A 23,826-nucleotide genomic window follows, 5' to 3' on the forward strand; every position below is an offset into this window, starting at 1 on the left:
ATCAGGCTGGCGCGAGCAGTTCAATCGGACATCAGGCCCCGCCCGGTCTTCCCCCGCCGGGCGGGGCACTTTCTTGTAGGCTGCCCTCGTGTCCCGGACAAGGCGCAACGCGCAAGCGTTGCGACGCAGAGCCGGGACCCAGAAGCTCCGCGCACGCCGCTACCGTGGGCCCCGGCTCCGCAGCGCATCACGCCGCGAAGACGCGGCGCGCTGCGCTGCGTCCGGGGCACGAGAGCCGCAATAACCGGAGTTCAATCCTGGATCTTCGAGAAATCCGCCACCGCGCGCGTGGCGCTGCGGATCTCGTTCAGGAGTTTCAGGCGGTTCTCGCGCACCTTGGCATCGTCGTCGTTGACGCGAACCTTGTCGAAGAACGCATCGACCGGCGGACGCAGCTTGGCCATCGCGCTCATCGCGGCGGCAAAGTCTTCCTTGGCGACGGCGGCGCGGGTTTCGGCCGTCACTTCGTCGATCGCCTTCGCCAGCGCCTTCTCTTCAGTGAGGCTGTAGAGTGCGGCGTCGGGCGCACCGTCGAAGCTGCGCTTGTCCTTCTTTTCCTCGATGCCGAGAATGTTGCTGGCGCGCTTGGTGCCGGCGAGCAGGTTCTTGCCGTCGTCGCTGTCGAGGAATTTGCCGAGCGCCTCGACGCGGCGGACGATCATGAGGAGATCGTCCTGGCCGCCGAGTGCGAACACGGCGTCGACGAGATCGTGCCGCGCGCCCTGCTCGCGGAGCTGGACCTTCAGGCGATCGGCGAAGAAGGCGAGAAGATCGATCGGCAGCTTGGAGGCATCGGCTGGTTTCACCGACAAACCGGCGAGCGCGGACGCCGCCACCTTCATGAGTGACAGACGCAACGCGTTCTCGGCGATCAGCCTGATCACGCCCAACGCCGCACGACGAAGCGCGTACGGATCCTTGCTGCCCGTCGGTTTCTCGTCGATGGCCCAGAAGCCGACCAGCGTGTCGATCTTGTCGGCGAGCGCAACCGCAACGCTGACCGGATCGGTCGGCACGCGATCGGCAGGTCCTTGCGGCTTGTAGTGCTCCTCGCAGGCTGCGGCGACGGAGGCATCCTCGCCCTGGGCCAGCGCGTAGTACTTGCCCATCAGGCCCTGGACCTCCGGGAATTCGCCGACGACCTCGGTCAGCAGGTCGGTCTTCGCCAGACGCGCGGCACGCGTGGTCTTGGCGACATCGGCGCCGACCAGCGGCGCGATCTCGGCTGCGAGGCGCTCGATGCGCTTGATGCGCGCGGCCTGCGTTCCGAGCTTCTCGTGGAACACGATCTGCTCGAACTTCGGCAGCCGGTCCTCGAGCTTGGTCTTCAGGTCCGTTTCGTAGAAGAACTTCGCATCTGACAGCCGCGCGCGAATGACGCGCTCGTTGCCGGCGATGATCGTCTTGCCGCCATCGCTCGCCTCGATATTGGCGACCAGGATGAACTTGTTGGCGAGCTTGCCCGTTTTGGGATCGCTGACCACGAAGCACTTCTGGTTGTTGCGGATGGTGGCGCGGATCACCTCCGCCGGCGTCGCCAGGAACTCCGGCTCGAACGAGCCCATCAGCACCACCGGCCATTCGACGAGACCTGCGACCTCATCGAGCAGGTTCTGGTCCCCGACCAGCTCGAAGCCTTGCGCAAACGCGAGCTGCTTGGCGTCGGTGAGGATCGCATCCTTGCGGCGCTCGGGGTCGAGCACGACCTTGGCATCCAGCAGCTTAGCTTCGTAGTCCTCGAAGCGGCGCACCTGAATCGGCGTCGGGGCGAGGAAGCGGTGACCGTAGGTGGTCTGGCCGGCCTCGACGCCGTCGACAGAGAATTTCACGACATCAGGCTCTTCGGTCTCGAGCCCGAACGTCGCGGTGATCGCGTGCAGCGGCCGGACCCAATTCAGCGAACCTGACTTGCCCGAACGCGCCCCCCAGCGCATCGATTTCGGCCAGGGGAAGGTCCGGATGATGACGGGCAGGATTTCCGCGAGCACGTCGATCGCATCGCGGCCAGGCTTCTCGATCAAGCCGATGTAGAAATCACCCTTGGGATCGCGCTGGATCTTGGCTTCTTCCAGCGACTTCAGACCCGTCGCCTTCAGAAAGCCCTGCACGGCCGCATCGGGCGCGCCGACCTTGGGCCCGCGGCGCTCGGTCTTCAGATCCGGCTGACGCGCCGGGATGCCGTGCACGGTGAGCGCGAGGCGGCGCGGCGTCGCGAACGCCTTCGCGCCCTCGTAGACCAGGCCTTCGGCGACGAGCTTGTCGGTGACGAGACGGCGCAGATCGTCCGCCGCCTTGGCTTGCATGCGCGCGGGAATCTCTTCGGAGAACAGTTCAAGCAAAAGATCGGGCATCAGGCCGCTCCGCCCGCTTCAGTATGGATCCAGGCCTCGCCGCAGGCCTTGGCCAGCTCGCGCACGCGAAGAATGTAGCTCTGCCGCTCGGTCACCGAGATCACGCCGCGCGCGTCGAGCAGGTTGAAGACGTGGCTCGCCTTGATGCACTGGTCGTAGGCCGGCAGCGCCATCAGATGCTGCTTCTTGTTGCCGCCGTCGCGCCAGCCGGCGTCGAGATATTTTCGGCAGGCCGCTTCCGCCATCTTGAACTGCTCGAACAGCATCGCGGTGTCGGCATATTCAAAATTATGGCGCGAATATTCCTGCTCCGCCTGCAGGAAGACGTCGCCATAAGTGACCTTCTGATCGCCATCGCGGCCGTTGAAGTTGAGGTCGTAGACGCGGTCGACGCCCTGCACATACATCGCAAGGCGCTCGAGCCCGTAGGTGAGCTCGCCCGCGACCGGCGCGCATTCAAAGCCGGCGACCTGCTGGAAATAGGTGAACTGGCTCACCTCCATACCGTCGCACCAGCACTCCCAACCAAGGCCCCAGGCGCCCAGCGTCGGGCTCTCCCAATCGTCCTCGACGAAACGGATATCGTGCACGGCGGAATCGATGCCGATCGCGGCCAGCGACTTCAGGTAAAGCTCCTGAAGGTTCGGCGGCGACGGCTTCATGATCACCTGGAACTGGTAGTAATGCTGCATCCGGTTCGGATTCTCGCCGTAGCGGCCGTCCTTGGGTCGGCGCGAGGGCTGCACATAGGCCGCGTTCCAGGGCTTGGGCCCGAGCGCCCGCAGCGTGGTCGCCGGATGGAAGGTGCCCGCGCCCATCTCCATGTCGTAGGGCTGCAGGATCACGCAGCCCTGCTCGGCCCAGAACCGCTGGAGCGCGAGGATAAAGCCCTGGAACGAGCGTTCCGGGCGCATATGGGCGGGCAAGGAGGCGTCCATCGTCAGATCAGGCTCTCGCGGGGGTTTTGAATCGCGCGGGACCGTATCGACGGCGGGGGTGGGAATCAAGGCGAAGGGGCCGGATTCGGCCGTCATTCCGGCGCGCCCGCAGGGCGAGCCCGGAATCCATTGCGCCGCTCGCTCCGTGTTCGATGGATCCGGGTTCTCGCTTCGCGAGCCCGGAATGGCGATTGAGCGGAGGCCCCCTAACCCGGCCTGTTCGCCCCAGTCACGGGGTCGCGCTTCAGCCTATCCTTTGGGGACGGTGCCGTAGGGTGGGCGAAGCGAAGCGTGCCCGCCGCCTGTCGCCACCGAGGGAATTGGTGGGCACGGCGCGAGAGCGCCTTTGCCCCCCTACGGCAGCGGTTTGTGGAGCGGCTAACCTGGCCGATACGCTCCGGTCACGGGGTCACGCTTGAGCTTCTGGATATCCCCCATGCGGGCGGTCTCGGCGACGCGCGACAGGCGCATCTCCTCCAGCTCCTGGTTGATCTTGACGGCGGTCTTGTAGGCCCAACGGACCACGGCAAGCCCACCCAGCACGCCCGCGAAAGCGACGAACGGCGGCATCGGTCGATCCTTGTCTAGTGCTCAGCCCCCACGCGCATTCTCGCGCAGTCCGGGCCGCGCCGCAATTGGCATCGCGAGGGACGAAATGGCGCGGGACGGCACCGGCTAGAACCCGAATTTCGCCCAGATTGCCCGCGTCTCGACCGCCGAGATCAGATCGTCCGGCAACCCGGCGATCGATTCCAGCGCCGAAAGCTGCCCCGCGCCGGGCGATTTCCGTCCCAGAAGGCCGGAGAGCAGCCCGGTCGGCTGCGCGATCACGGGGGTGAGAACCTTGTCGCCATAGCGGGCACGAAGAGTTGAGCGCAGATCGCCGATGCTGTCGGCAAGCCCGAGTGCGACCGAACTGTCGCCGGCCCAGTATTCGCCCGTGAACAGCGTATCGTCGGAGCCCTTGAGGCGCGCACCGCGGCTCTCCTTCACCAGCGAAATGAAGATCTGGTGGATCTCGCGCTGGATCGCCTTCAGCTTGGCGACGTCGTCGGGATTCTCGGGCAGGAACGGGTCGAGCATCGCCTTGTGCTCGCCCGACGTGTAGAGCCGCCGCTCGATGCCGAGTCGCTTGATCGCCTCCTGGAAGCCGAAGCTGCCGCCGACCACGCCGATCGAGCCGAGGATCGAAGAGGGATCGCAGATGATCTCATCGCCGGCGCAGGCGATCATGTAGCCGCCGGAGGCCGCGACGTCCTCGACGAACACCAGCACCGGCAGCTTCTTCTCCGCCGCGAGCTGCTTGATGCGCAGATAGATCTGGCGCGACTGCACCGGCGAGCCGCCGGGCGAATTGATCACCAGCGCCACCGCCTTGGCGTGACGATACGAGAACGCGCGCTCCAGCACTCTCGCGATTCCGCAAGCGTCAGACCGGCGCGCAACGGCGTCACCGCGCCGATCACGCCCGACAGCCGCACCACCGGCACCACCGCGGTACCGGGGCGGAAGCGCGCCGGAAGAAATTGCATGAGCTTGTCGGCCAGGCCGGAACTCTCACGATCGTTCAATTGTTCGGCCATGCCGTTACCTCTGATTAACCATTTCTTATCACGCGACTGTCATTGGAAGTGCCTGGAACGTGTTTTGCAGATTTCCCCTTGGAAGGCTGCAATGAGGCGGTGGAGAACACCATGAAAATCTATCTGCTGATGCTGCTGATCGGCGCGCTGTTCATGGCGATCCGACTGACCACTCCGCACGAGCAGCAATCGGAATCGATCCCCCGGTAAGCCGTCAAGGTTCCACCAGCGGCAAGGCCGCTTTTTCCTCCAAAATCTCCGTCATCTCGCTGTTTGATACGCGTGTCTCGTCGTTGAGCATAAGGCCCGGCAGCAAGCGCGTCGGGGCCCGGCCACCTTTGACCGCACGCACCAGCACGCGGATCGCGGGCCGCCCCGCGTCGCCGTGAACCGGCAGAATCGAGAGGCTGCCGAAGCCGCGCGACAACGCCGCCAGGACATCGGCGATGCCGTCCGCACGCCAGATCAATGTCAGCACGCCGTTCGATCGGAGGATGCGCCGCGCTGCATGCACCCACGCATGCAGAGTCTCCTCCGTCGCCACATGCGCGATGTGACGCGCTTGATCCGGCGAGCCGCGATGCCGGGCCGGATCGTTGAACGGCGGATTCATCAGCACCACGTCGACGCTGTCGGGCGGCAGCCCATTCGAGGCAAAGGCCTCGGCGCCGGCCGTGACGTCGAGCACGATCGTCTCGGCGGCAATCGCATTCGCCGCCGCGTTGCCGCGCGCGAGCCCGGCCAGCTCCGGATCGATCTCGACCAGGCTGAGGGCGATACCGGGGACGCGGCGGGCGAGCGCCAGCCCGGCCGTCCCGACGCCGGCTCCGAAATCGACCACGCGGTCTCCGCTGCGGGCCTCGGTCGCCGCCGCAAGCAGGATGGCGTCATGCCCGGCGCGATGGCCGGACCGCTTCTGCTTCAGGCGCAATTGGCCGCCGAGAATGGCATCCTCGGTGATGTCTGCCGCCTCACTCATCGCCACGCAGTTCGTGGCTGAGGCCGGCTTGGGTGAGGAGTTCCCTCGCCTCCTGGACATCGTCCTCATGCACGAGGATCCGCCGTGGCAAGATCCCGAGCGAGCCCTCGATGATGCTCATGTTCTGGTCAAGCACCAGATGATGGATATTGGCGCCATCGAGCAGCGCGCCGATCGCCGACACCAGCACCATGTCGTTGGTCCGAACCAGTTCACGCAAATCCCAGGTCTCCTGCCTGAAAACGGGGCAGCGGCAAATGTCAATGGTTCCGCAGCACTTGCCGCATCCGCCGCCAGTTTCTATTGTCTTTCCGTCAGAATAGCCCTTCCGGGGCAAATATTGGAGACCGGCGTGGCCGTCATCGTACCTTTCGAAACTCCCGGCGCGTCGATCGAACAGCTCGTTGCCCTTGTCGCCCCTGACATGGAGCGCGTCAACGCCACGATCCTGTCGCGGACCGGCTCCGACGTGACCATGATCCCGGAGGTCGCCAACCATCTGATCTCCTCCGGGGGCAAGCGGTTGCGGCCGATGCTGACGCTCGCCATGGCCAACCTCGCCGGCTACACCGGCGACGGCCACATCAAGCTCGCCGCCTCCGTCGAGTTCATGCATACCGCCACGCTGCTGCACGACGACGTCGTGGACGAGAGCGAGATGCGCCGCGGCAAGCTGTCGGCGCGCATGCTCTGGGGCAATGAGGCCAGCGTCCTCGTCGGCGACTTCCTGCTCGGCCAGGCCTTCCGCATGATGGTCGAGGTCGGCTCGCTCCGCGCGCTCGACATCCTCTCCGCGGCGGCCGCCACCATCGCCGAGGGCGAGGTGATGCAGCTCGCCGCCGCCAAGAACACCGCGACCACCGAGGACGAATATCTCGCCGTGATCCGCGGCAAGACCGCCGAGCTGTTCGCCGCCGCCTGCGAGGTCGGCCCCGTCATCGCCAACCGTCCGAAGGCCGAGCAGACCGCCTGCCGCTCGGTCGGCATGAATCTCGGCATCGCCTTCCAGCTCGTCGACGACGTGCTCGACTATGGCGGCAAGAGCGCCAAGCTCGGCAAGAACACCGGCGACGATTTCCGCGAGGGCAAGATCACCCTGCCCGTCGTGCTCGCCTTCCGCCGCGGCAACGACACCGAGCGCGCCTTCTGGATCCGGGCGCTGGAGCGCGGCGAGATCGGCGACAGCGATCTCGATCACGCCATCGGATTGATGAACAAGCACCGCGCGCTGGAGGATACGCTCAGCCGCGCCCAGCACTACGGCGCCATGGCCGTGGACGCGCTGGCGCTGTTCCCGTCCTCGCCGATGAAGAGCGCGCTGGAGCAGGTGGTGGCGTTCTGCCTGGCGCGGTCGCACTAGGCGACTGACGCTCACGCTTTGCGCGCTCCCTGCACCCGTCATTGCGAGCGTAGCGAAGCAATCCAGAATCCCGCCGCGGAGACAAGCTGGATTGCTTCGCTGCGCTAGTACGCCGCAACGGCAGCGCTCGCTCTCGTGTCCCGGACGCGCTGCAGCGTGAAACGTGCTGCGCAGAGCCCGGACCCATGCGACATCCGCGATCATGATCAATATAGGCCCCGGCTCTGCAGCGCACCGCTAAGAGGCGCTGCGCTGCGTCCGGGGCACGAGAGCGCGCTTCATCTCACCAGCAGAATCCAGCCTCACTCGCTCCACATAGCTCCTCGCACGCAGTCACTTGCATTTTGCAAGCCACTTGCCTACCTTCCGACCATGCAGCCTAAATCCCCCTCCATCCAGGAATGCCCGGTCGGCCGTGCCGTCGAGACGGTCGGCGAGTGGTGGAGCATCCTGATCCTGCGGGATGCGTTTCAGGGCGTGACGAAATTCGACGAATTCGCGCAGAGCCTCGGCATCGCGCCGAACATCCTGTCGCGGCGCCTCGCCCATCTCACCGCATCAGGCATGTTCGTCCGCCGCCGCTATCATGAGCGGCCGCCGCGTTACGAATATGTGCTGACGGACAAGGCGCGGGACTTCTTTCCCGTCATCGTGGCGCTGCTGGCCTGGGGCAACAAGCACCTCGCGCCCAAAGGCGAATCCATCGTGCTGGCGAACCGTAATGACCGCCGCCCGCTTGATCCGGTCGTGGTCGACGCCGCGGACATGCAGCCGATCACGCTCGCCAATGCGGTCGTGATCGCAGGTCCCCGCGCCAGCCGCGGGATGCGCACACGGCTCGCTTCGCTCAAGGCCATGAACCCGGCTGTCGCGCCGGATGGAGACTGACATGCGTCGTATCGTCGTGACGGGAATGGGCGCGGTGTCGCCGCTGGCTTGCAGCGTCGAACTGTCCTGGCGCCGGCTGCTCGCCGGCCAAAGCGGTTTACGCCCACTGCCCGAATGGGCGCAGGTGCTGCCGGCACGCATTGCCGGGCTCGTGCCTGACAAGACCGACGATGCAGACGGTGGCTTCGATCCCGCGCAAGCTGCCGCGTCAAAAGACCAGCGCAAGATGGACCGCTTCATCCTGTTCGCGCTGCTCGCCACGGCAGAAGCAGTCGCGCAGGCGAAATGGACGCCGCAGGACGCAGGCGCGCTGGAGCGGACCGCGACGATCATCGGCTCCGGCGTCGGTGGCTTCCCGGCGATGGCGGAGGCGGTGCGCATCACCGAGCAGCGCGGCGTGCGCCGGCTGTCGCCATTCACGATCCCTTCGTTCCTGGCCAACCTCGCCGCCGGCCACGTCTCGATCAAATACGGCTACAAGGGCCCGCTGGGCACGCCGGTCACCGCCTGCGCCGCCGGCGTGCAGGCGATCGGCGATGCCGCGCGCATGATCCGCGCTGGCGAGGCCGATGTCGCGATCTGCGGCGGCGCGGAGGCCTGCATCGACATCGTCAGCCTCGGCGGCTTTGCCGCGGCCCGCGCGCTGTCGAGCGGCTTCAACGACGAGCCCGCGCGCGCTTCGCGTCCTTTCGACCGCAAGCGCGATGGTTTCGTGATGGGCGAAGGCGCCGGCATCCTGGTGATCGAGGCGCTCGAGCATGCGCTTGCGCGCGGCGCGGCGCCGATCGCGGAGATCGTCGGCTACGGCACGACGGCGGACGCCTACCACATGACATCGGGTCCGCCCGATGGCGAAGGTGCCCGCCGCGCCATGGAGATCGCGCTCCGTCAGGCAAAGCTTGCGCCCACGGATCTGCAGCACCTGAATGCGCACGCGACCTCGACCCCCGCCGGCGACGAGAGCGAGCTCGGGGCGATCGCCGCGCTGTTCGGCCGCAACCGCGGCATTGCCGTCAGCGCGACCAAATCGGCCACCGGCCATCTGCTCGGCGCCGCCGGCGGCCTGGAAGCGATCTTCACCGTGCTCGCCTTGCGCGACCAGATCGCGCCGCCGACGCTCAATCTCGAAGACCCCGATGCGGGCGCCGATGGCATCGACATCGTCGCCGGCACCGCGCGGCCGATGCCGATGCAGCATGCCATCTCCAACGGCTTTGGCTTCGGCGGGGTGAATGCCAGCGTGATCTTCCGCCGCATGGATTAAACGAAGGCTCTTCGAACCTGAAGGCTTGCAATCGCGGTCCGCTGCGCTACGAAAACAGGATGATTGAAACCAACATCTGGCTGTTCCTGGCCGCAGCCTGTCTCATCGCCGCCGTTCCCGGTCCCGGCATCTTCTACGTCGCGGCACGGACCTTGTCCGACGGCCGCGCCAGCGGCTTTGCATCGACCGCGGGCACCGCGCTGGGCGGGCTGGTTCATGTGGTGGCAGGCAGCCTCGGCATCTCCGCAATCATCCTCGCCAGCGCCGAGTTGTTCGCCGCCGTCAAATTCGTCGGCGCGCTCTATCTGGTCTGGCTCGGCATCAAGACGTTTCGGAGCGCCAGCCGCGCATTGTCGCTCGAGAGCGAAGCTGCCGGCGACGATCGCGCTTTCCGCGACGGCGTGCTGGTCGAGGCGCTGAATCCGAAGACCGCCGCGTTCTTCCTCGCCTTCATTCCGCAATTCCTCGATCCCACGGGATCGAGCCCCACGCTGCAATTCATCATGTTGGGTGCGATCTCGGTGGCGTTGAACACGCTGGCCGACATCGTCGTGGTGCTGATGGCCTCCGCGACCCGGACGCAGCTGATCGGGCGACCGCGTCTGATGCGGCGTCTCACCCAGGGCTCCGGCGTCTTCATCGCGGGTCTCGGCCTGTCGCTTGCATTGGCGCGGCGGCCGGCAAATGGTTAGCATCCCGCAGAGCCGCTTCTATGAATCGCACGGTCTGCGGCTGCATTACGCCGATTGGGGCAATGAGAGCGCGCCGGCCCTCATCCTGGTTCATGGCGGCCGCGATCATTGCCGGAGCTGGGACGTCATTGCCCGGTCGTTGCAACGGCATTTCCACGTGATCGCACCGGACCTGCGCGGCCACGGCGATTCCGACTGGACCCGAGGCGGCAGCTACGCCCTGACCGAATATGTCTACGATCTCACCCAGCTCGTCCGCGTCATCGCCGCGCCTCGGGTCACCCTGATCGGCCATTCGATGGGCGGCATGGTGAGCCTGATCTTTTCAGGATCGTTCCCTGAACAGGTCGCAAAGCTGGTCGTGCTCGACGGCGTGACCATGCTGCCGGACGCGCCGAAGCCGCCGGCGCATGAGCGCATCGGCAAATGGGTCGGCCAGCTGGACAGGCTGCACGACCGCACGCCGCGCCGCTACGCCACCCTCGAAGACGCAGCGGACCAGATGATGCTTCACAACAAGCGGCTCGCCCGCGACCTGGCGCTGCATCTCGCCACCCACGGCGCGCGGCAGAATGAGGACGGCAGCTACAGCTGGAAGTTCGATCCGTATCAGCGCGCATCGGCGCCGCACCGGCTCTGGCCGGACGATCACCTCGCGCTGTGGTCGCGCATCGCCTGCCCGACCTTGCTGCTCAACGCCGGCGAAAGCTTTCTCGCCGGCGCCAGGGCCGCAGGCCTGGAGCGCTATTTCCGGGAGGCGCGTGTCGAGACCATCGCCGGTGCGGGCCATTGGCTGCAGCACGACAAGCCGCAGGAGGTGCTGGGCGAGATCAGGCGATTCTTGGGACTGGCTGAGGACAACGGCTAGCTCACTGCCGTATGGTGGGCAAAGCGCAGCGTGCCACCATCGCTTTCATCGCAAATCTTGGATGAACGTGGGCACGGCGCTTTGCGCCTTTGCCCACCCTACGGCACCTGCGCTCGCAATGACGATCAGACCTAGCTCAACGTCCCCGCATGCACCCACCAGCCGGGGTGATCGCGACGAATCGTTTGGGCGGCGGCATGCGCTTCGTTTTCCGCGCCATAGATCGCAAAGCACGTCGCGCCCGAGCCGGACATGCGGGCGAGTTGAACGCCGGCGGAGTCGCGCAAGGCCTCCAGCACCTCGCCGATCACCGGCTGGATGCGCAGCGCAGGCGCTTCGAGATCATTGGGAACGCGTTCGAGCACTGCGACCCAATCGGCAATCGATCCGCCCTCTTCCGGCCAGGCCGGAGCACGGATGACGTCGGTGACGCCGACCCGCAATTCACCGTTGCGCAGGCCGAGCTCCTGAAACACGTCCTTGGTGGCGACGGGCACGCGCGGATTGACCATGACGCAGGGCATGCTCGGCAGGCTCAGCGGCAGCAGCTGCTCGCCGACGCCGGTCATGTCGCAGGCGCGCGAGACGAGGCACACCGGCACGTCGGCGCCGGTCGCGAGCGCGACCTTCTGAATGCGGGGATCATCGAGCGAGAGATCGTTGAGACGCGCCAAGAGCCGTAGCGCCGCGGCGGCGTCGGCCGAGCCGCCGCCGATGCCGGCGGCAACCGGCAGCACCTTGTCGAGCGCGAACGCGCCGAGCTTCAGGCCCGGCACCGCTTCGGCGAGCAGCGTGGCGGCCTTGAGCACGAGATTGTCGGCGGTATCGCCGCAGGCCGCGGCCAGCGGCCCGGTGGTGGTGAGCTTCAGCTCGCCCCCCGGCTCCAGCGTGAGCCGGTCGGCGCAGTCGGCGAACGCGACCACGCTTTCAAGATCATGATAGCCGTCGGCACGACGGCCGACCACGCGAAGGCTCAAGTTGACCTTCGCCCGTCCTTGTTCGATCAACGCCGGCATCGGCGACACGCCCCCAACAAAACCTCAGCCGCCCCTGCCGTCGTCCTTCTTCTTGTCCGCCTGCGCGGCCGAAGAGTTCGAATTATCGTCGGCGAGACCATTGGCGATTTTGGCCTCGATCTTCGGAAGCTCTTCCGGCTCGGGCTTGAGGTCGCGGGCGTGCGACCACTGGAATTTGGCTTCGAGCGTGCGCCCGACCCGCCAATAAGCATCGCCAAGGTGATCGTTGATGGTGGGATCCTCGGGCTTGAGGTCGATCGCGCGCTCGAGATTCTTCACCGCCTCCTCGTAATTGCCGATGCGGTAATAGGCCCAGCCGAGGGAATCGACGATATAGCCGTCGTCGGGACGCTGCTCGACGGCGCGCTTGATCATCTTCATGCCTTCGTCGAGGTTCACGCCCTGGTCGATCCAGGAATAGCCGAGATAGTTGAGGACGTGCGGCTGGTCGGGCTGCAGCTCGAGCGCCTTCTTCATGTCGGCTTCGGCCTTGGCCCACTGCTTGGAGCGCTCCTCGCAGATACCGCGATAATAGTACCAGACGCTGTTGGCCTTGTCGTTGCCGGGTGTCAGGGCGTCGATGCCTCGCGAATAGGTCGCGCCGCAGTCGCTGAACCTCTTGCGGCCGCGCTCGATGTTGCCGAGCGCCATGATGGCTTCGAGATCCTTGGCATCCTCCGCGGTGACGCCCTTGAGGATCTTGATCGCCTCCTCGGTGCGGTCGGCGGAATCCAGATCGATGGCAAGCTGGATCTGCGCATTGCGCTTGAGCGGCGAGGTCGCGGGCACGCGCTCATAGACCTTGATCGCCATCTTCGGCCGCTTCACCGATTCATAGAGATCGGCGAGCGAGAGCAGCGCCAGCGGGTGCGTCGGCTGGAGATAGAGCGAAAGCTGGAGATAGACCAGCGCCAGATCCTCGCCGCCGCGGCGGGTCAGCGTGGCGCCGATGCCGTAAAGCGCTTCGGCGGCGCCGGCCTGCGCGGAATCGACCAGCGGCGGCATCTTCTTGCCGGCCCTGGTCTCGCGCAGGCCTTCCTGGATCAGCGGATGGCGCGCGAGCTTCTTGTCGAAGGCCTGATAGACATTGGTCGCGGCAGCCGAGTCCTTGTTGTTGCGCGACAGCCAGCGCGCATAGGCCTCGGTCACGCGCAGCATGGAATCGTCGAGCTTGTAGGCGCGCTCGAAGCGGGTGCCGGCATCCTTCTCCTTGCCGGAGAGTTCGAGGATCATGCCGGCGTGAAGGTCCTTGAACAGCGGATACCATTCGGGACCTGCCAGCTTGTCGATGGTGGCGACGCCGCCCTTGGCATCGCCGGCGCCATAGGCGGCCCACCCCGACAGCAGCGTGGCGACGAGGTCGGTGATCGGACCGCGGATCGACTGGCTGATGTTGGTCTGCGCGGCCGCGTACTTCTTCACCTTGAGATCGTGGACGCCGACGACGAGACGCGCGACGCGGTTGGTCTTGTCGATGGTGAGGATGCGCTCGGCGAGCTTGACCGCTTCGTCGATGTCACCGTCGGCGACCGACGAGATGAAGGCGCGGTCGAGCAGCTCGTTGTTCTTCGGATCGGTGCGCAAGGCCGAGCGGTAAAATGCGGCGGCGGAGGCCGCGTCGCGCTCGACACTGGCGTGACGGGCGGCAAGATAGCTGCCGGCACCGGTCAGCGACTTCAGGTCGTTTCGGGTCGGAAACTGCGCCGCCGTGTCGGAGGGATGGTCCGGCGTCTGCGCCAGCACCCTGCCGGGGACGGCCGCGATCGCTGTGCCCAGGAGGGCGATGGCGGCAACAGTCCAGCGGTTGAAACGATTTGAAAACATCAGGGCTCGCCTTGAGTTGGTAGTGCCTGGGTTTGCAGCAATGACCGTATCGCATGCGGACGCTGCCGGAGGCATCCGGACCCGGAATTGTTGGGCCGACAATGCCGCTTTTGGCGCTTCGCCGCAAGGATTCGGACCCGACGATCCCCGCCACGCGGGCCAAATCGGCAAGTAAATCCGCCAACAGCGCCCCAAGACGCCGCCACTATGGCCTTATCGTGGCCGCGGCGGGTGGCCGCAGCCGCATCCTCACGCGAACGTGCGGCAGATTCCCGGCGTGACCTACCTTACATCGCCTCGTAATTCGGGCCGCCGCCGCCCTCCGGGGGAACCCAGGTGATGTTGCCGTTGGGATCCTTCACGTCGCAGGTTTTGCAGTGGACGCAGTTCTGGGCGTTGATCTGGAAACGCGGACCCGATCCCTCCTCGATCCACTCATAGACGCCGGCGGGACAATAGCGATCTGAAGGACCGGCAAAGACGTCGTGCTCGGAGGTCTTCTGCAGGTTCATGTCCGTGACCTTCAGATGGACCGGCTGGTCCTCCTCATGGTTGGTATTGGACAGGAACACCGAGGACAGCTTGTCGAAGGAGATCTTCCCGTCCGGCTTCGGGTAGTTCCTGGGCGTGTGCTGCTTGGCCGGATCGAGCGTGGCGCGGTCATGCTTGACGTGTGACTGGGTGCCGAACAGCGAAGCTCCGAACAGCGTGTTGCACCACATGTCGAAACCGCCGAGCGCGACGCCGATCACCGTGCCGAACTTCGACCACAGCGGCTTGACGTTGCGGACCAGGAAGAGGTCCTTGCCGACCGAGGAGGACCGCCAGGCGTTCTCGTATTCGACGAGCTCGTCATTGGCCCGATCGGCGGCAAGCGCGGCTGCGACATGCTCGGCCGCGAGCATGCCTGTGCCCATGGCATTGTGCACGCCCTTGATGCGCGGCACGTTGACGAAACCGGCCGCGCAGCCGATCAGCGCGCCGCCTGGGAAGCTGAGCTTCGGCACCGACTGATAACCGCCCTCGGTGATGGCGCGCGCGCCGTAAGCGAGCCGCTTGGCGCCTTCGAAAGTGCCACGGATCGAGGGATGGGTCTTGAAGCGCTGAAACTCGTCGAACGGCGAGAGATAGGGATCGTCGTAGTTGAGGTGGACGACGAAGCCGACGGCCACGAGATTCTCGTCGTAATGATAGAGGAACGAGCCGCCGCCGGTCTTCATGTCGAGCGGCCAGCCGAAGGAATGCTGGATCAGGCCCTTCTGATGCTTGGCGGGGTCGATCTGCCAGACTTCCTTGAGGCCGATGCCGAATTTCGGTGGCTCGCTGTTGGCGTCCAGCGCAAACTTGTTGATGAGCTGCTTGGTCAGGCTGCCGCGGGCGCCTTCCGCGAACAGCGTGTACTTACCAAGCAATTCCATGCCGCGGGTAAAGGAGTCCTTCGGCTTGCCGTCGCGGCCGATGCCCATGTCTCCGGTGGCGATACCCTTGACGTTGCCCGCCTCGTCGTAGAGCACCTCGGCCGCCGCAAAGCCCGGATAGATCTCGACGCCGAGCGCCTCGGCCCTGCGCGCCAGCCAGCGGCAGACATTGCCCAGCGAGCCGATATAGCAGTGATGGTTGTTCATCAGCGGCGGCATCACGAAGTTCGGCAGCCTGATCGCGCCGGCGCCCGTCATCCAGTAGAAGCGGTCGTCCTTCACCTGAGTCTTGAGCGAGCAATCGGGATCCTCGCGCCAGTCCGGGAGCAGCTTGTCGAGCCCGGCCGGATCGATCACCGCACCGGAGAGAATATGCGCGCCGACCTCGGAGCCCTTCTCCACCACGACGACGTTGAGGTCGGCGTTGAGCTGCTTCAACCGGATCGCGGCCGCCAGGCCCGAGGGGCCGGCGCCGACGATGACGACGTCGAATTCCATGGATTCGCGCGGGGGAAGTTCTTCGGTGCTCATCTGATCTCAGCCCTCGAGACGGTCCTCGGTCGTTTGCGCCCTCTTGTTTCCGATTTTTCCGGGCAGGACAACAGCGGAAATGCATTTCGCTGGGATGCAAGGCGCCCCAAACTGATATAAAAGTCTGACTTTCCATGATCCCCGAACCCGCACCCACCGTCCGAGAGCTTCTTGCCTTCTATCTGGAGGCCGGTGTCGACTGCGCGCTCGCCGAGGAACCGATCGACCGCCTGGCGGAATTGGATGCTCCGCCCGCGACCCCGCGCATCGCACCTGCGATCGAGGTGCCGCGGCCGCACGCCGCGCCGGCGGTGATGCGCGGCGAGGCCGCGCCGGCTCCCGACATCGCCATGGCCTCCGCGCGCGACGCCGCACGCGCCGCGCCGACGCTGGAGGCGCTACGCGAGCTGATGCAGAATTTCGAGGGCTGCGCGCTGAAGCACACCGCGACGCGGCTGGTGTTCGCCGACGGCAATCCGCAGGCACGCATCATGTTCGTCGGCGAGGCGCCGGGCCGCGACGAGGACATCGACGGCCTGCCTTTCGTCGGGCGCAGCGGCAAGCTGCTCGATTTGATGATCGGCGCCATCGGCCTCAACCGCAGCACCGCCTACATCGCCAACGTGATTCCGTGGCGGCCGCCCGGCAACCGCCCGCCGACGCCGCAGGAGACGCAGATCTGCCTGCCCTTCATCCAGCGCCAGATCGAGCTGGTGAATCCGGATGTGCTGGTGACGCTCGGCAACCCCTCGACCCAGACACTGCTGGGAACGCGCGAGGGCATCATGCGCACCCGCGGGCGCTGGTTCGACTACGAGACCGGGGCGCGCACCATCCGGGCGCTGCCGACGTTCCATCCCGCCTATCTGCTCCGCTCGCCGTCCTACAAGCGGCTGGCGTGGCAGGATCTGCGTGCGATCGCCAAGGTGCTGGCGGGTTGATGCTCTCGTGTCCCGGACGCGGTACGGCACGTAGTGACGCTGCGCAGAGCCGGGACCCAAAAAGCACCACGTACCGTGCGGCAAGACAGGCCCCGGCTCTGCAGCGCATCACTTCGTGCTGCGCAGCGTCCGGGGCACGAGAGTGTCACGTCCCCTTCGGCCGCACGATGGCCCAGCCGATGCGCAGCAGCTGCTGGCGGCCGGTCACCAGCCATTCGAAGGCACGCGGCACTTCCGGCACAATGCCGGGAAAGCGCTTGAGGATGTCCGGCGGCGGCGTGCCGGCGGTGTCGGAGGCGCGCCAGACCACGACGCCGCCGGTCTCGCTGAACTTGGCGTGATTCATCCACGGCGTGCGCGCAGGGTCGGCATCGATGAAAAGATGCGGACGACCTGAATGCAGCGTGATCAGGCTCGCAAGTTGCGTTTCGCCCGCAACGGCGCGCAGGCGGTGGTTGGTGCGGCGGGCAAAGCTGTCGTCGAAGAAGTCCGAGATCGCGCGCGCCGGCATCGAGGTCGCGATCTCGCCCGTGCCGGTCCAGGGCAGCAGCAGGACGCCCAGGACGACGCCGATGGCCGGGGCCACGACGGCGGCGGCCCACACCATGCGCAGCATCCGCGCGCGGCGCATCGCAATGAGATCGCCCGCCGCGACCACCACGGCAAGCCCGGACATGACCAGCACGACGCCGGCGCCGCCGACGACGGATTCGAGCCCCAGCAGGCCGGAGACCAGCACCCCGCCCAGCACCGGGGCGAGCGCGAAGAAATAGACGAAGTTGCGCGCGAGCGGCTCGACCGGCGGCCGGTAGATGATCGGCGGCTCCTCGCCCTTGCCGGCAAACAGGCCGGTGTTGAGGAAGGTCAGCGCCGGGATCGCGGCGGCTCCGAGCACGAGGCCGCCCAGCAGCCAGGCCGCATGCAGGGCGCGGGCACTCAGCTCCGCAACTTGCGGCAGGGCCGGCATCGCAAGCGTCTCCGCCCGCATCAGCCAGACCGCATAGGGCAGCGCCAGCACCGCGACGACGATCAGCGCGAACAGCGGATCGAGCGCGCGCAGCGTCCGGCGGCCGGCGGCGGTCGAGACCGCGAACACGACGATCAGCAGCAGCAGGAAGATCGCCGCGGGCGTCGTCAGCAGCAACAGGCCGGCCTCGATCGACCAGGCGAACCAGGCATTGCCGCGGCGCTGGCCGATGATCTGCCAGGAGTGCAGCAGCAGCAGCGCCCACAGCGGCCGGGCCAGCACGAGGGGGCCGAAATCGAGCGCCGAGGAGGAGAAGGCGAGCACCGTCATGGTCAGCAGCACGGCGAGCACCGCGTGCTGCGAGCCGACCACGGCGCGGGACAGATGATACAGCGCGATGAAGGTCGCGATCTCGCAGAGCTCGGCCAGCACATAGACACCGAACATGTGACCGCCGGCGGCGCGATAGGCGATGTCGGCGAGCCAGACCGGCAGGGGCGGACCGAGGTCGGTGCCGACCCGGTATTCGCGTCCGAAAGCCAGCAGCGTCGCCAAGGTACCGGGCGGGCTGCGGTAGAACACCAGCGCCACGACCAGCCACATCAAAGCCTGCAGCAGCACGGCGATCCATACGATCAGCCGCGGCCGGGCGCGAATGAGCTCGATGACCAGGGAGGTAAACCGCATGCAACGCCCGAAAGATGCAGCCAACCCGTCCAGCCGGCCCTGTTCGCTCACTTCCACTTTGATAAGGGGCGTCTCGTGCCGTGGCAACTTCGGTGTGCTCCCTCTCCCCGTTCTTACGGCGAGAGGCAAAGGCACACGCACAACAGATCGTCAGGACCGGGCTGGACCCGGCCATCCACGTCTTTCCTGCCAGCTCCAAAGAACCTGGATGCCCGGCCTTCGCCTCGCCGAAGCGGCTTCGGCCGCGCAGGCGGGACAAGCCTGGGCATGACGATGGCGAAGCAGTGGGGCTAGAACCTAGAGCGCGGCCGATGCGTCGATCTCGACGTTCGCGTCCACCTGCACCTCGACCTCGGTCACCGTGAACAGATCCTGCACCGGCTCGACGGTCCACGGCATGTGCTTGGCGCGCGCGGCCGCGACCGGGGCGAAGAAGCTGCGGTGGTGGATGGTGGGGCCGAGGCGGTCGAGCGCGTCGAGGTGCTCGGGGACGGCATAGCCCTTGTGCTGCTCGAAGCCGTAGCCGGGGCAGTCCTGCGCCAGCGCGCACATCAGGCGGTCGCGCGTCACCTTGGCGATGATGGAGGCCGCGGCGATCGACAGCACGATGCCGTCGCCGCCGATCACGGCCTCGCAGTCGCATTCCGTGTCGAGCCGGTCGCGACCGTCGACGAAAACATGCCTGGGCGCCTCCGGCAGCGCCACCACGGCGCGCTTCAGCGCCCACAGCGAGGCGCGCAGGATGTTGTCGCGATCGATTCGCGAGGGCGAGGCAACGGCAACCGAGACCTGCGCGGTGGCGCAGATCTTGTCGAACAGCTTTTCGCGCTCCTCGGCCGTCAGGCGCTTGGAATCGTCGATGCCGCGCGGGATGCGGTCGGGGTCGAGAATCACGGCAGCCGCCACCACCGGCCCAGCCAGCGGTCCGCGACCGGCCTCGTCGCAGCCGGCGACCGGCCAGACCCCGCGCTTGATCAGCGCGCGCTCGCGGCGAAAGCTCGGGGGAGCGACGGCAATGATACCTTTCTTGCCGGCGGGAGCGGCCATGGCTTGGGCCGCAGCCGTCTTGGCCGGCTTGGCAGGCGCTGCCTTGTTCGCAGCAGCCTTCTTCCCAGGCCTATTAGGCGCATCTTTGGCCGGCTTGGTGGCGGACTTGTCCCGAATCATGGCGGGGATCGTGCGCAAGGCGCCCGGCCTGCGCAACCGGGAACCTCTCGCAATTCCCGCTATTCAGGCATCTACTCCGCCAGATGCACCCGCCGGTCGTCGCCGACATCGATGCCGGGCGCGACAACGACCTCCCAGGGATGACCGTCGGGGTCTGCAAAATAACCGGAATAGCCGCCGTAATCGGTCTCGTGCGCGGTCTTCACCAGCTTCGCCCCCTTGCCGAGCGCAAAGGCCATCACCGCATCGACCTCCTCACGGGTCCGACAGTTCCAGGCGATCGTCATGCCGCGGAAGGCCTGCGGCCTCGGCTGGTCTGGCAGCCCCGCGTCGGCCGCGAGTTGATCCCAGCCATACAAAGCGAGCACGGGACCACCGGTATCGTAGAACGCGACGGCCTCGCCGGTCGCCTTCAGCCGGCGCGAGAAACCGAGCGCGTCGTAGAAAGCGATGCTGGCGCGGATGTCGCTGACGCCGAGCGTGATGACCGTGAGCCGCGGCACCGGCACGTTGTGTTCCCCTAGCATGCGACGCCTCTTCCGTTTCCGATCAGAACAGGCTGAGCTGGTCGCCGTTCCGCTTCGGCCGCGCAAAGTGATCCGTCGTCAGCTTGGAGCGCCGCTTGTTCAGCCCGAGCCGCTCGCAGGCGATCTCGAAGCGGCGGCCGATCGTCCAAGCCATCGGGCCGGTGCCCTTCATCCGCTCGCCCCATTTCGCATCGTAATCGCGCCCGCCGCGCATGTCGCGGATCAGGGTGAAGACGTGGCGGTAGCGGTCCGGATAATTCGCCATCAGCCATTCGCGGAAGAGATCGCGCACCTCAAGCGGCAGCCGCAGCAGCACATAGGAGGCTTCCTTGACGCCGGCATGGGCGGCGGCATCGAGAATGCGCTCGATCTCGCAATCGTTCAGCGCGGGGATCACCGGCGCCACCATCACGGTGGTCGGAATGCCGGCGTCCGAGAGCTGCTTCAGCGCCTCCAGCCGCTTCGGCGGTGTCGCGGCGCGCGGCTCCATGGTGCGGGCCAGTTTCGGATCGAGCGAGGTCACTGATATCGCGACCTTGGCGAGGTTGCGCTTGGCCATCCGCGCGAGAATGTCGATGTCGCGCAATACCAGCGCTGATTTGGTGACGATGCCGACGGGATGGCCGGCACGTTCCAGCACCTCGAGGATGCCGCGCATGATCTTGTGCTCGCGCTCGATCGGCTGATACGGATCGGTGTTGGTGCCGATCGCGATCATCCGCGGCTCGTAGCCGGAGGCGGCGAGCTCCTTCTCGAGCAGCGAAGGCGCCTCGGGTTTCGCAAACAGCTTCGATTCGAAATCGAGGCCCGGCGACAGGCCGAGATAGGCGTGGGTCGGCCGGGCGAAGCAGTAGACACAGCCGTGCTCGCAGCCGCGATAGGGATTGATAGAGCGGTCGAAGCCGATGTCGGGTGAGTCGTTACGGGTGATCACCTTGCGCGACGTGTCGATTGCGACCGTGGTCTTGAACGGCGGCAGCTCTTCCAGGCTCTGCCAGCCGTCGTCGAAAGCGACGCGCGCCTCGGCCTCGTAGCGGCCGCTGGCATTGGACTGCGCCCCCCGCCCTCGCCGGCGGGCGCGGTCGATGGCGACGCCGAGTTCCGGAAAATCAGAGTCCGCACCCGCCGGCTCGGAGGGCGCCTTGACCGGCGGGTGCTTGAGAGCATGTGAGGATGCTGCTGGACTCATGAAGCCAAGATAGCACGAGATAGGAACAAATCAAGAACACAAACAAGGAATGGGAAAACAACCCAGGCGGAGCTATCGCCCAAATTTCGAGCGCGGTCCTTTGACCTCACGCAACAAGGCTGTCGTAACGATCTCGTTTGATGTCGCCCCGGGATCGATCGCGCCGGAACAAAGTTGGTGACGATCGCGAGGCTTGGCTCGGCAACGATCGGCAAGAATATGACAAATCAACAACAATCAGCTGTCGCGAGCAGCGATCTCGATCTGCTTGATCGCTATTGGCGCGCCGCAAACTACCTCTCCGTGGGGCAAATCTATCTGCTCGACAATCCTCTGCTGCGCGAGCCGTTGCGGGCCGAGCACATCAAGCCGCGCCTGCTCGGCCATTGGGGCACGACGCCGGGTTTGAACTTCATCTACGCCCATCTCAACCGCGTGATCCTCGCGCTCGATCTCGACGTGATCTATGTCTGCGGCCCCGGCCATGGCGGGCCGGGCATGGTCGCCAACACTTATCTGGAAGGCAGTTACAGCGAGATCTATCCCGAGATCGCCCGCGATGCGGCCGGCATGCGCAAGCTGTTCCGGCAGTTCTCCTTTCCCGGCGGCATCCCGAGCCATGCGGCGCCGGAAACGCCGGGCTCGATCCACGAGGGCGGCGAACTCGGCTACGCGCTGGTGCACGCCTATGGCGCGGCCTTCGACAATCCTGATTTGATCGTCGCCTGCGTCGTCGGCGACGGCGAGGCCGAGACCGGTCCGCTGGCTGCGTCCTGGCACTCCAACAAGTTCCTGAACCCCGCCCATGACGGCGCGGTGCTGCCGATCCTGCACCTCAATGGCTACAAGATCGCCAATCCGACCGTGCTGGGCCGGATGCGAGATGCGGAAATCCGCGATCTCTTTCGCGGTTTCGGCCACGAGCCGCTGTTCGTCGAGGGTGACGACCCCAAATTGATGCACCGGGCCATGGCGGACGCGCTCGACGTCGCCCTCGCCAGCATCCGCTCGATCCAGCAGCACGCCCGCGACGGGCGCGGCAGCGTCGAGCGGCCGCGCTGGCCGATGATCGTGCTGCGCAGCCCGAAGGGCTGGACCGGCCCTAAGGAGGTCGACGGCAAGAAGGTCGAGGGCTTCTGGCGCGCGCATCAGGTCCCCGTCGCCGGCTGCCGCGAGAATCCGGCGCACCTGAAAGTGCTCGAAGACTGGATGCGCAGCTACGAGCCCGAAAAGCTGTTCGACGCGAGCGGCGCCCTCGTTCCCGAGCTTCAGGCGCTCGCGCCTCGCGGCGACCGCCGCATGGGCGCCAACCCGCATGCCAATGGCGGGCTGCTGAAGAAGGAGCTGAAGCTGCCGGACTTCCACCGCTTCGCGATCGAGGTGCCGCAGCCCGGCGGCGTCATGGCCGAAGCGACGCGCGAGCTCGGCAAGTTCCTGCGCGACGTCATCCGCCTCAACGCGAAGGAGCGTAACTTCCGCATCATGGGCCCGGACGAGACCGCGTCAAACCGGCTGGACGCCGTGTTTGAGGCGACCGAACGCGTCTGGATGGAGCCGATCAGATCCTACGACGTGCATCTGGCGCAGGATGGCCGTGTCATGGAGGTGCTGAGCGAGCATCTCTGCCAGGGCTGGCTCGAGGGCTATCTGCTCACCGGCAGGCACGGCTTCTTCTCGTGCTACGAGGCCTTCATCCACATCGTCGATTCCATGTTCAACCAGCACGCCAAATGGCTGAAGGTCACGCGCGAGTTGCCGTGGCGGCGCCCGATCGCCTCGCTGAATTACCTCCTGACCTCGCACGTCTGGCGTCAGGACCATAACGGCTTCAGCCATCAGGACCCCGGCTTCGTCGATCTCGTCGCCAACAAGAAGGCCGACATCGTTCGCATCTACTTCCCGCCTGATGCCAACACGCTGCTGTGGATCGCCGACCACTGCCTGCGCACCTACAACCGCATCAACGTCATCGTTGCCGGCAAGCAACCGGCGCCGCAATGGCTGTCGATGCGGGACGCCGCCACGCATTGCGACGCCGGAATCGGCATCTGGAGCTGGGCGGGGACGGAGAAGGCTGGCGGCGAACCGGACGTGGTGATGGCCTGCGCCGGCGATGTCCCCACGCTGGAGACGCTCGCCGCCGTCGATCTCTTGCGAAAGGCGCTGCCGGATCTGAAGATCCGCGTCGTCAACGTCGTCGACCTCATGACGCTGCAGCCGAAGGATCAGCATCCGCACGGCCTGTCCGACCGCGACTTCGACGGCCTGTTCACGCGCGACAAGCCTGTCATCTTCGCCTATCACGGCTATCCCTACCTGATCCACCGGCTGACCTATAGCCGCACCAACCATGCCGGCATGCACGTGCGCGGCTTCGCCGAGGAAGGCACCACGACGACGCCGTTCGACATGGTCGTGCTCAACGAGCTCGACCGCTACCACCTCGCGATCGAGGCGATCGAACGCGTGCCCGGACTCGCGGCCAAGGCCACGCAGACCAAGCAGCAATTCCGCGACAAGCTGATCGAGCATTCGCGCTATGTGCGCGAGCACGGCGAGGACATGCCGGAGATCCGCGACTGGGTCTGGCCCAACAGTTCCGGCGGCAACACGCCTGCCGAAGCCGGCGACTAGCC

The 23,826-nt window shown here is 66.2% G+C and carries 19 protein-coding genes and 1 pseudogene; 7 read left to right on the forward strand and 13 right to left on the reverse strand.

The window, feature by feature from the left end; genetic code table 11:
• Window positions 1-251: 251 nt before the first annotated feature.
• The 6 genes and pseudogenes from glyS to ACETMP_RS15065 form a co-directional block, all read right to left on the reverse strand.
• Entirely contained in the window at window positions 252-2,351 is a 2,100-nt protein-coding gene (gene glyS / locus ACETMP_RS15040; protein ID WP_375161536.1) for a glycine--tRNA ligase subunit beta, read from the reverse strand.
• Window positions 2,351-3,289 carry a glycine--tRNA ligase subunit alpha gene (locus ACETMP_RS15045; RefSeq protein ID WP_080135680.1) on the reverse strand — a complete coding sequence of 313 codons (939 nt, stop codon included), beginning with the start codon at window positions 3,287-3,289 and terminating at the stop codon, window positions 2,351-2,353. The genes glyS and ACETMP_RS15045 overlap by 1 nt, the downstream gene beginning before the upstream one ends.
• A 378-nt stretch (window positions 3,290-3,667) precedes the next feature.
• The gene (locus ACETMP_RS15050; protein ID WP_028134907.1) at window positions 3,668-3,859 is read right to left on the reverse strand and encodes a hypothetical protein; all 192 of its coding nucleotides are present in this window, start codon (window positions 3,857-3,859) and stop codon (window positions 3,668-3,670) included.
• A 105-nt stretch (window positions 3,860-3,964) separates the two neighbouring features.
• Window positions 3,965-4,872: pseudogene (locus tag ACETMP_RS15055) on the reverse strand (S49 family peptidase).
• Between the two features lie 214 nt (window positions 4,873-5,086).
• Window positions 5,087-5,851 carry a tRNA1(Val) (adenine(37)-N6)-methyltransferase gene (locus ACETMP_RS15060; RefSeq protein WP_375161537.1) on the reverse strand — a complete coding sequence of 255 codons (765 nt, stop codon included), beginning with the start codon at window positions 5,849-5,851 and terminating at the stop codon, window positions 5,087-5,089.
• Window positions 5,844-6,071: a DUF2007 domain-containing protein gene (locus tag ACETMP_RS15065; RefSeq protein ID WP_028134904.1), complete on the reverse strand. Its 228-nt coding sequence runs from the start codon at window positions 6,069-6,071 to the stop codon at window positions 5,844-5,846. Before ACETMP_RS15065 ends, ACETMP_RS15060 begins: the two co-directional genes overlap by 8 nt.
• A gap of 132 nt (window positions 6,072-6,203) precedes the next feature.
• Between ACETMP_RS15065 and ACETMP_RS15070 the strand changes: the two genes are divergently transcribed.
• The 5 genes from ACETMP_RS15070 to ACETMP_RS15090 all read left to right on the forward strand — a co-directional run bounded on the left by ACETMP_RS15070 (window position 6,204) and on the right by ACETMP_RS15090 (window position 10,923).
• Entirely contained in the window at window positions 6,204-7,211 is a 1,008-nt protein-coding gene (locus ACETMP_RS15070; RefSeq protein ID WP_028134903.1) for a polyprenyl synthetase family protein, read from the forward strand.
• Between the two features lie 372 nt (window positions 7,212-7,583).
• Window positions 7,584-8,099 (forward strand): winged helix-turn-helix transcriptional regulator, encoded by a 516-nt coding sequence (locus tag ACETMP_RS15075; protein WP_375161538.1) that lies wholly within the window; start codon window positions 7,584-7,586, stop codon window positions 8,097-8,099.
• 1 nt (window position 8,100) lies between these two features.
• Window positions 8,101-9,363, forward strand: coding sequence for a beta-ketoacyl-ACP synthase II (gene fabF, locus ACETMP_RS15080; RefSeq protein ID WP_375161539.1), 1,263 nt, complete (start codon window positions 8,101-8,103; stop codon window positions 9,361-9,363).
• 59 nt (window positions 9,364-9,422) lie between these two features.
• Window positions 9,423-10,055 (forward strand): LysE family translocator, encoded by a 633-nt coding sequence (locus tag ACETMP_RS15085; protein WP_375161540.1) that lies wholly within the window; start codon window positions 9,423-9,425, stop codon window positions 10,053-10,055.
• A complete protein-coding gene (locus tag ACETMP_RS15090; RefSeq protein WP_375161541.1) occupies window positions 10,048-10,923 on the forward strand; it encodes an alpha/beta fold hydrolase in 876 nt (291 codons plus the stop codon). The genes ACETMP_RS15085 and ACETMP_RS15090 overlap by 8 nt, the downstream gene beginning before the upstream one ends.
• 131 nt (window positions 10,924-11,054) lie before the next feature.
• Here ACETMP_RS15090 and ACETMP_RS15095 read toward each other — a convergent pair whose 3' ends face one another.
• The 3 genes from ACETMP_RS15095 to ACETMP_RS15105 form a co-directional block, all read right to left on the reverse strand.
• Window positions 11,055-11,939: a 4-(cytidine 5'-diphospho)-2-C-methyl-D-erythritol kinase gene (locus tag ACETMP_RS15095; RefSeq protein WP_375161542.1), complete on the reverse strand. Its 885-nt coding sequence runs from the start codon at window positions 11,937-11,939 to the stop codon at window positions 11,055-11,057.
• Between the two features lie 24 nt (window positions 11,940-11,963).
• Window positions 11,964-13,763 carry a tetratricopeptide repeat protein gene (locus tag ACETMP_RS15100; protein ID WP_375161543.1) on the reverse strand — a complete coding sequence of 600 codons (1,800 nt, stop codon included), beginning with the start codon at window positions 13,761-13,763 and terminating at the stop codon, window positions 11,964-11,966.
• Between the two features lie 287 nt (window positions 13,764-14,050).
• Window positions 14,051-15,712 carry an electron transfer flavoprotein-ubiquinone oxidoreductase gene (locus tag ACETMP_RS15105; RefSeq protein ID WP_375161544.1) on the reverse strand — a complete coding sequence of 554 codons (1,662 nt, stop codon included), beginning with the start codon at window positions 15,710-15,712 and terminating at the stop codon, window positions 14,051-14,053.
• Between the two features lie 134 nt (window positions 15,713-15,846).
• Between ACETMP_RS15105 and ACETMP_RS15110 the strand changes: the two genes are divergently transcribed.
• Window positions 15,847-16,653 (forward strand): uracil-DNA glycosylase, encoded by an 807-nt coding sequence (locus tag ACETMP_RS15110; RefSeq protein WP_375161545.1) that lies wholly within the window; start codon window positions 15,847-15,849, stop codon window positions 16,651-16,653.
• Window positions 16,654-16,798: 145 nt separating this feature from the next.
• Here the strand turns inward: ACETMP_RS15110 and ACETMP_RS15115 are convergent, their stop codons facing one another.
• From ACETMP_RS15115 to ACETMP_RS15130, 4 genes are all read right to left on the reverse strand, one after another.
• Window positions 16,799-18,307: a glycosyltransferase family 39 protein gene (locus ACETMP_RS15115; protein WP_375161546.1), complete on the reverse strand. Its 1,509-nt coding sequence runs from the start codon at window positions 18,305-18,307 to the stop codon at window positions 16,799-16,801.
• A 297-nt stretch (window positions 18,308-18,604) separates the two neighbouring features.
• Window positions 18,605-19,474, reverse strand: a complete 870-nt coding sequence (locus ACETMP_RS15120) for a ribonuclease HII (RefSeq protein WP_375161547.1) — start codon at window positions 19,472-19,474, stop codon at window positions 18,605-18,607.
• Window positions 19,475-19,545: 71 nt separating this feature from the next.
• A complete protein-coding gene (locus tag ACETMP_RS15125) occupies window positions 19,546-20,001 on the reverse strand; it encodes a VOC family protein (protein WP_375161548.1) in 456 nt (151 codons plus the stop codon).
• Window positions 20,002-20,023: 22 nt separating this feature from the next.
• A complete protein-coding gene (locus ACETMP_RS15130) occupies window positions 20,024-21,190 on the reverse strand; it encodes a PA0069 family radical SAM protein (protein WP_375161549.1) in 1,167 nt (388 codons plus the stop codon).
• A gap of 219 nt (window positions 21,191-21,409) precedes the next feature.
• On the opposite strand from ACETMP_RS15130, the gene ACETMP_RS15135 reads away from it, so the two are divergent.
• Entirely contained in the window at window positions 21,410-23,824 is a 2,415-nt protein-coding gene (locus tag ACETMP_RS15135) for a phosphoketolase (RefSeq protein WP_375161550.1), read from the forward strand.
• Window positions 23,825-23,826: the final 2 nt, after the last annotated feature.

Source organism: Bradyrhizobium dasycarpum, assembly GCF_042019905.1.
Classification (GTDB): domain Bacteria; phylum Pseudomonadota; class Alphaproteobacteria; order Rhizobiales; family Xanthobacteraceae; genus Bradyrhizobium; species Bradyrhizobium japonicum_B.

Coding starts and splice junctions, on each gene's coding strand:
- ACETMP_RS15130 (WP_375161549.1), bottom strand. CDS start 21,190: ATGAGTCCAGCAGCATCCTCACATGCTCTCAAGCACCCGCCGGTCAAG.
- ACETMP_RS15100 (WP_375161543.1), bottom strand. CDS start 13,763: ATGTTTTCAAATCGTTTCAACCGCTGGACTGTTGCCGCCATCGCCCTC.
- ACETMP_RS15045 (WP_080135680.1), bottom strand. CDS start 3,289: ATGGACGCCTCCTTGCCCGCCCATATGCGCCCGGAACGCTCGTTCCAG.
- ACETMP_RS15110 (WP_375161545.1), top strand. CDS start 15,847: ATGATCCCCGAACCCGCACCCACCGTCCGAGAGCTTCTTGCCTTCTAT.
- ACETMP_RS15115 (WP_375161546.1), bottom strand. CDS start 18,307: ATGCGGTTTACCTCCCTGGTCATCGAGCTCATTCGCGCCCGGCCGCGG.
- ACETMP_RS15075 (WP_375161538.1), top strand. CDS start 7,584: ATGCAGCCTAAATCCCCCTCCATCCAGGAATGCCCGGTCGGCCGTGCC.
- fabF (WP_375161539.1), top strand. CDS start 8,101: ATGCGTCGTATCGTCGTGACGGGAATGGGCGCGGTGTCGCCGCTGGCT.
- ACETMP_RS15105 (WP_375161544.1), bottom strand. CDS start 15,712: ATGAGCACCGAAGAACTTCCCCCGCGCGAATCCATGGAATTCGACGTC.
- ACETMP_RS15060 (WP_375161537.1), bottom strand. CDS start 5,851: ATGAGTGAGGCGGCAGACATCACCGAGGATGCCATTCTCGGCGGCCAA.
- ACETMP_RS15085 (WP_375161540.1), top strand. CDS start 9,423: ATGATTGAAACCAACATCTGGCTGTTCCTGGCCGCAGCCTGTCTCATC.
- ACETMP_RS15135 (WP_375161550.1), top strand. CDS start 21,410: ATGACAAATCAACAACAATCAGCTGTCGCGAGCAGCGATCTCGATCTG.
- ACETMP_RS15125 (WP_375161548.1), bottom strand. CDS start 20,001: ATGCTAGGGGAACACAACGTGCCGGTGCCGCGGCTCACGGTCATCACG.
- ACETMP_RS15090 (WP_375161541.1), top strand. CDS start 10,048: ATGGTTAGCATCCCGCAGAGCCGCTTCTATGAATCGCACGGTCTGCGG.
- ACETMP_RS15050 (WP_028134907.1), bottom strand. CDS start 3,859: ATGCCGCCGTTCGTCGCTTTCGCGGGCGTGCTGGGTGGGCTTGCCGTG.
- ACETMP_RS15120 (WP_375161547.1), bottom strand. CDS start 19,474: ATGATTCGGGACAAGTCCGCCACCAAGCCGGCCAAAGATGCGCCTAAT.
- glyS (WP_375161536.1), bottom strand. CDS start 2,351: ATGCCCGATCTTTTGCTTGAACTGTTCTCCGAAGAGATTCCCGCGCGC.
- ACETMP_RS15095 (WP_375161542.1), bottom strand. CDS start 11,939: ATGCCGGCGTTGATCGAACAAGGACGGGCGAAGGTCAACTTGAGCCTT.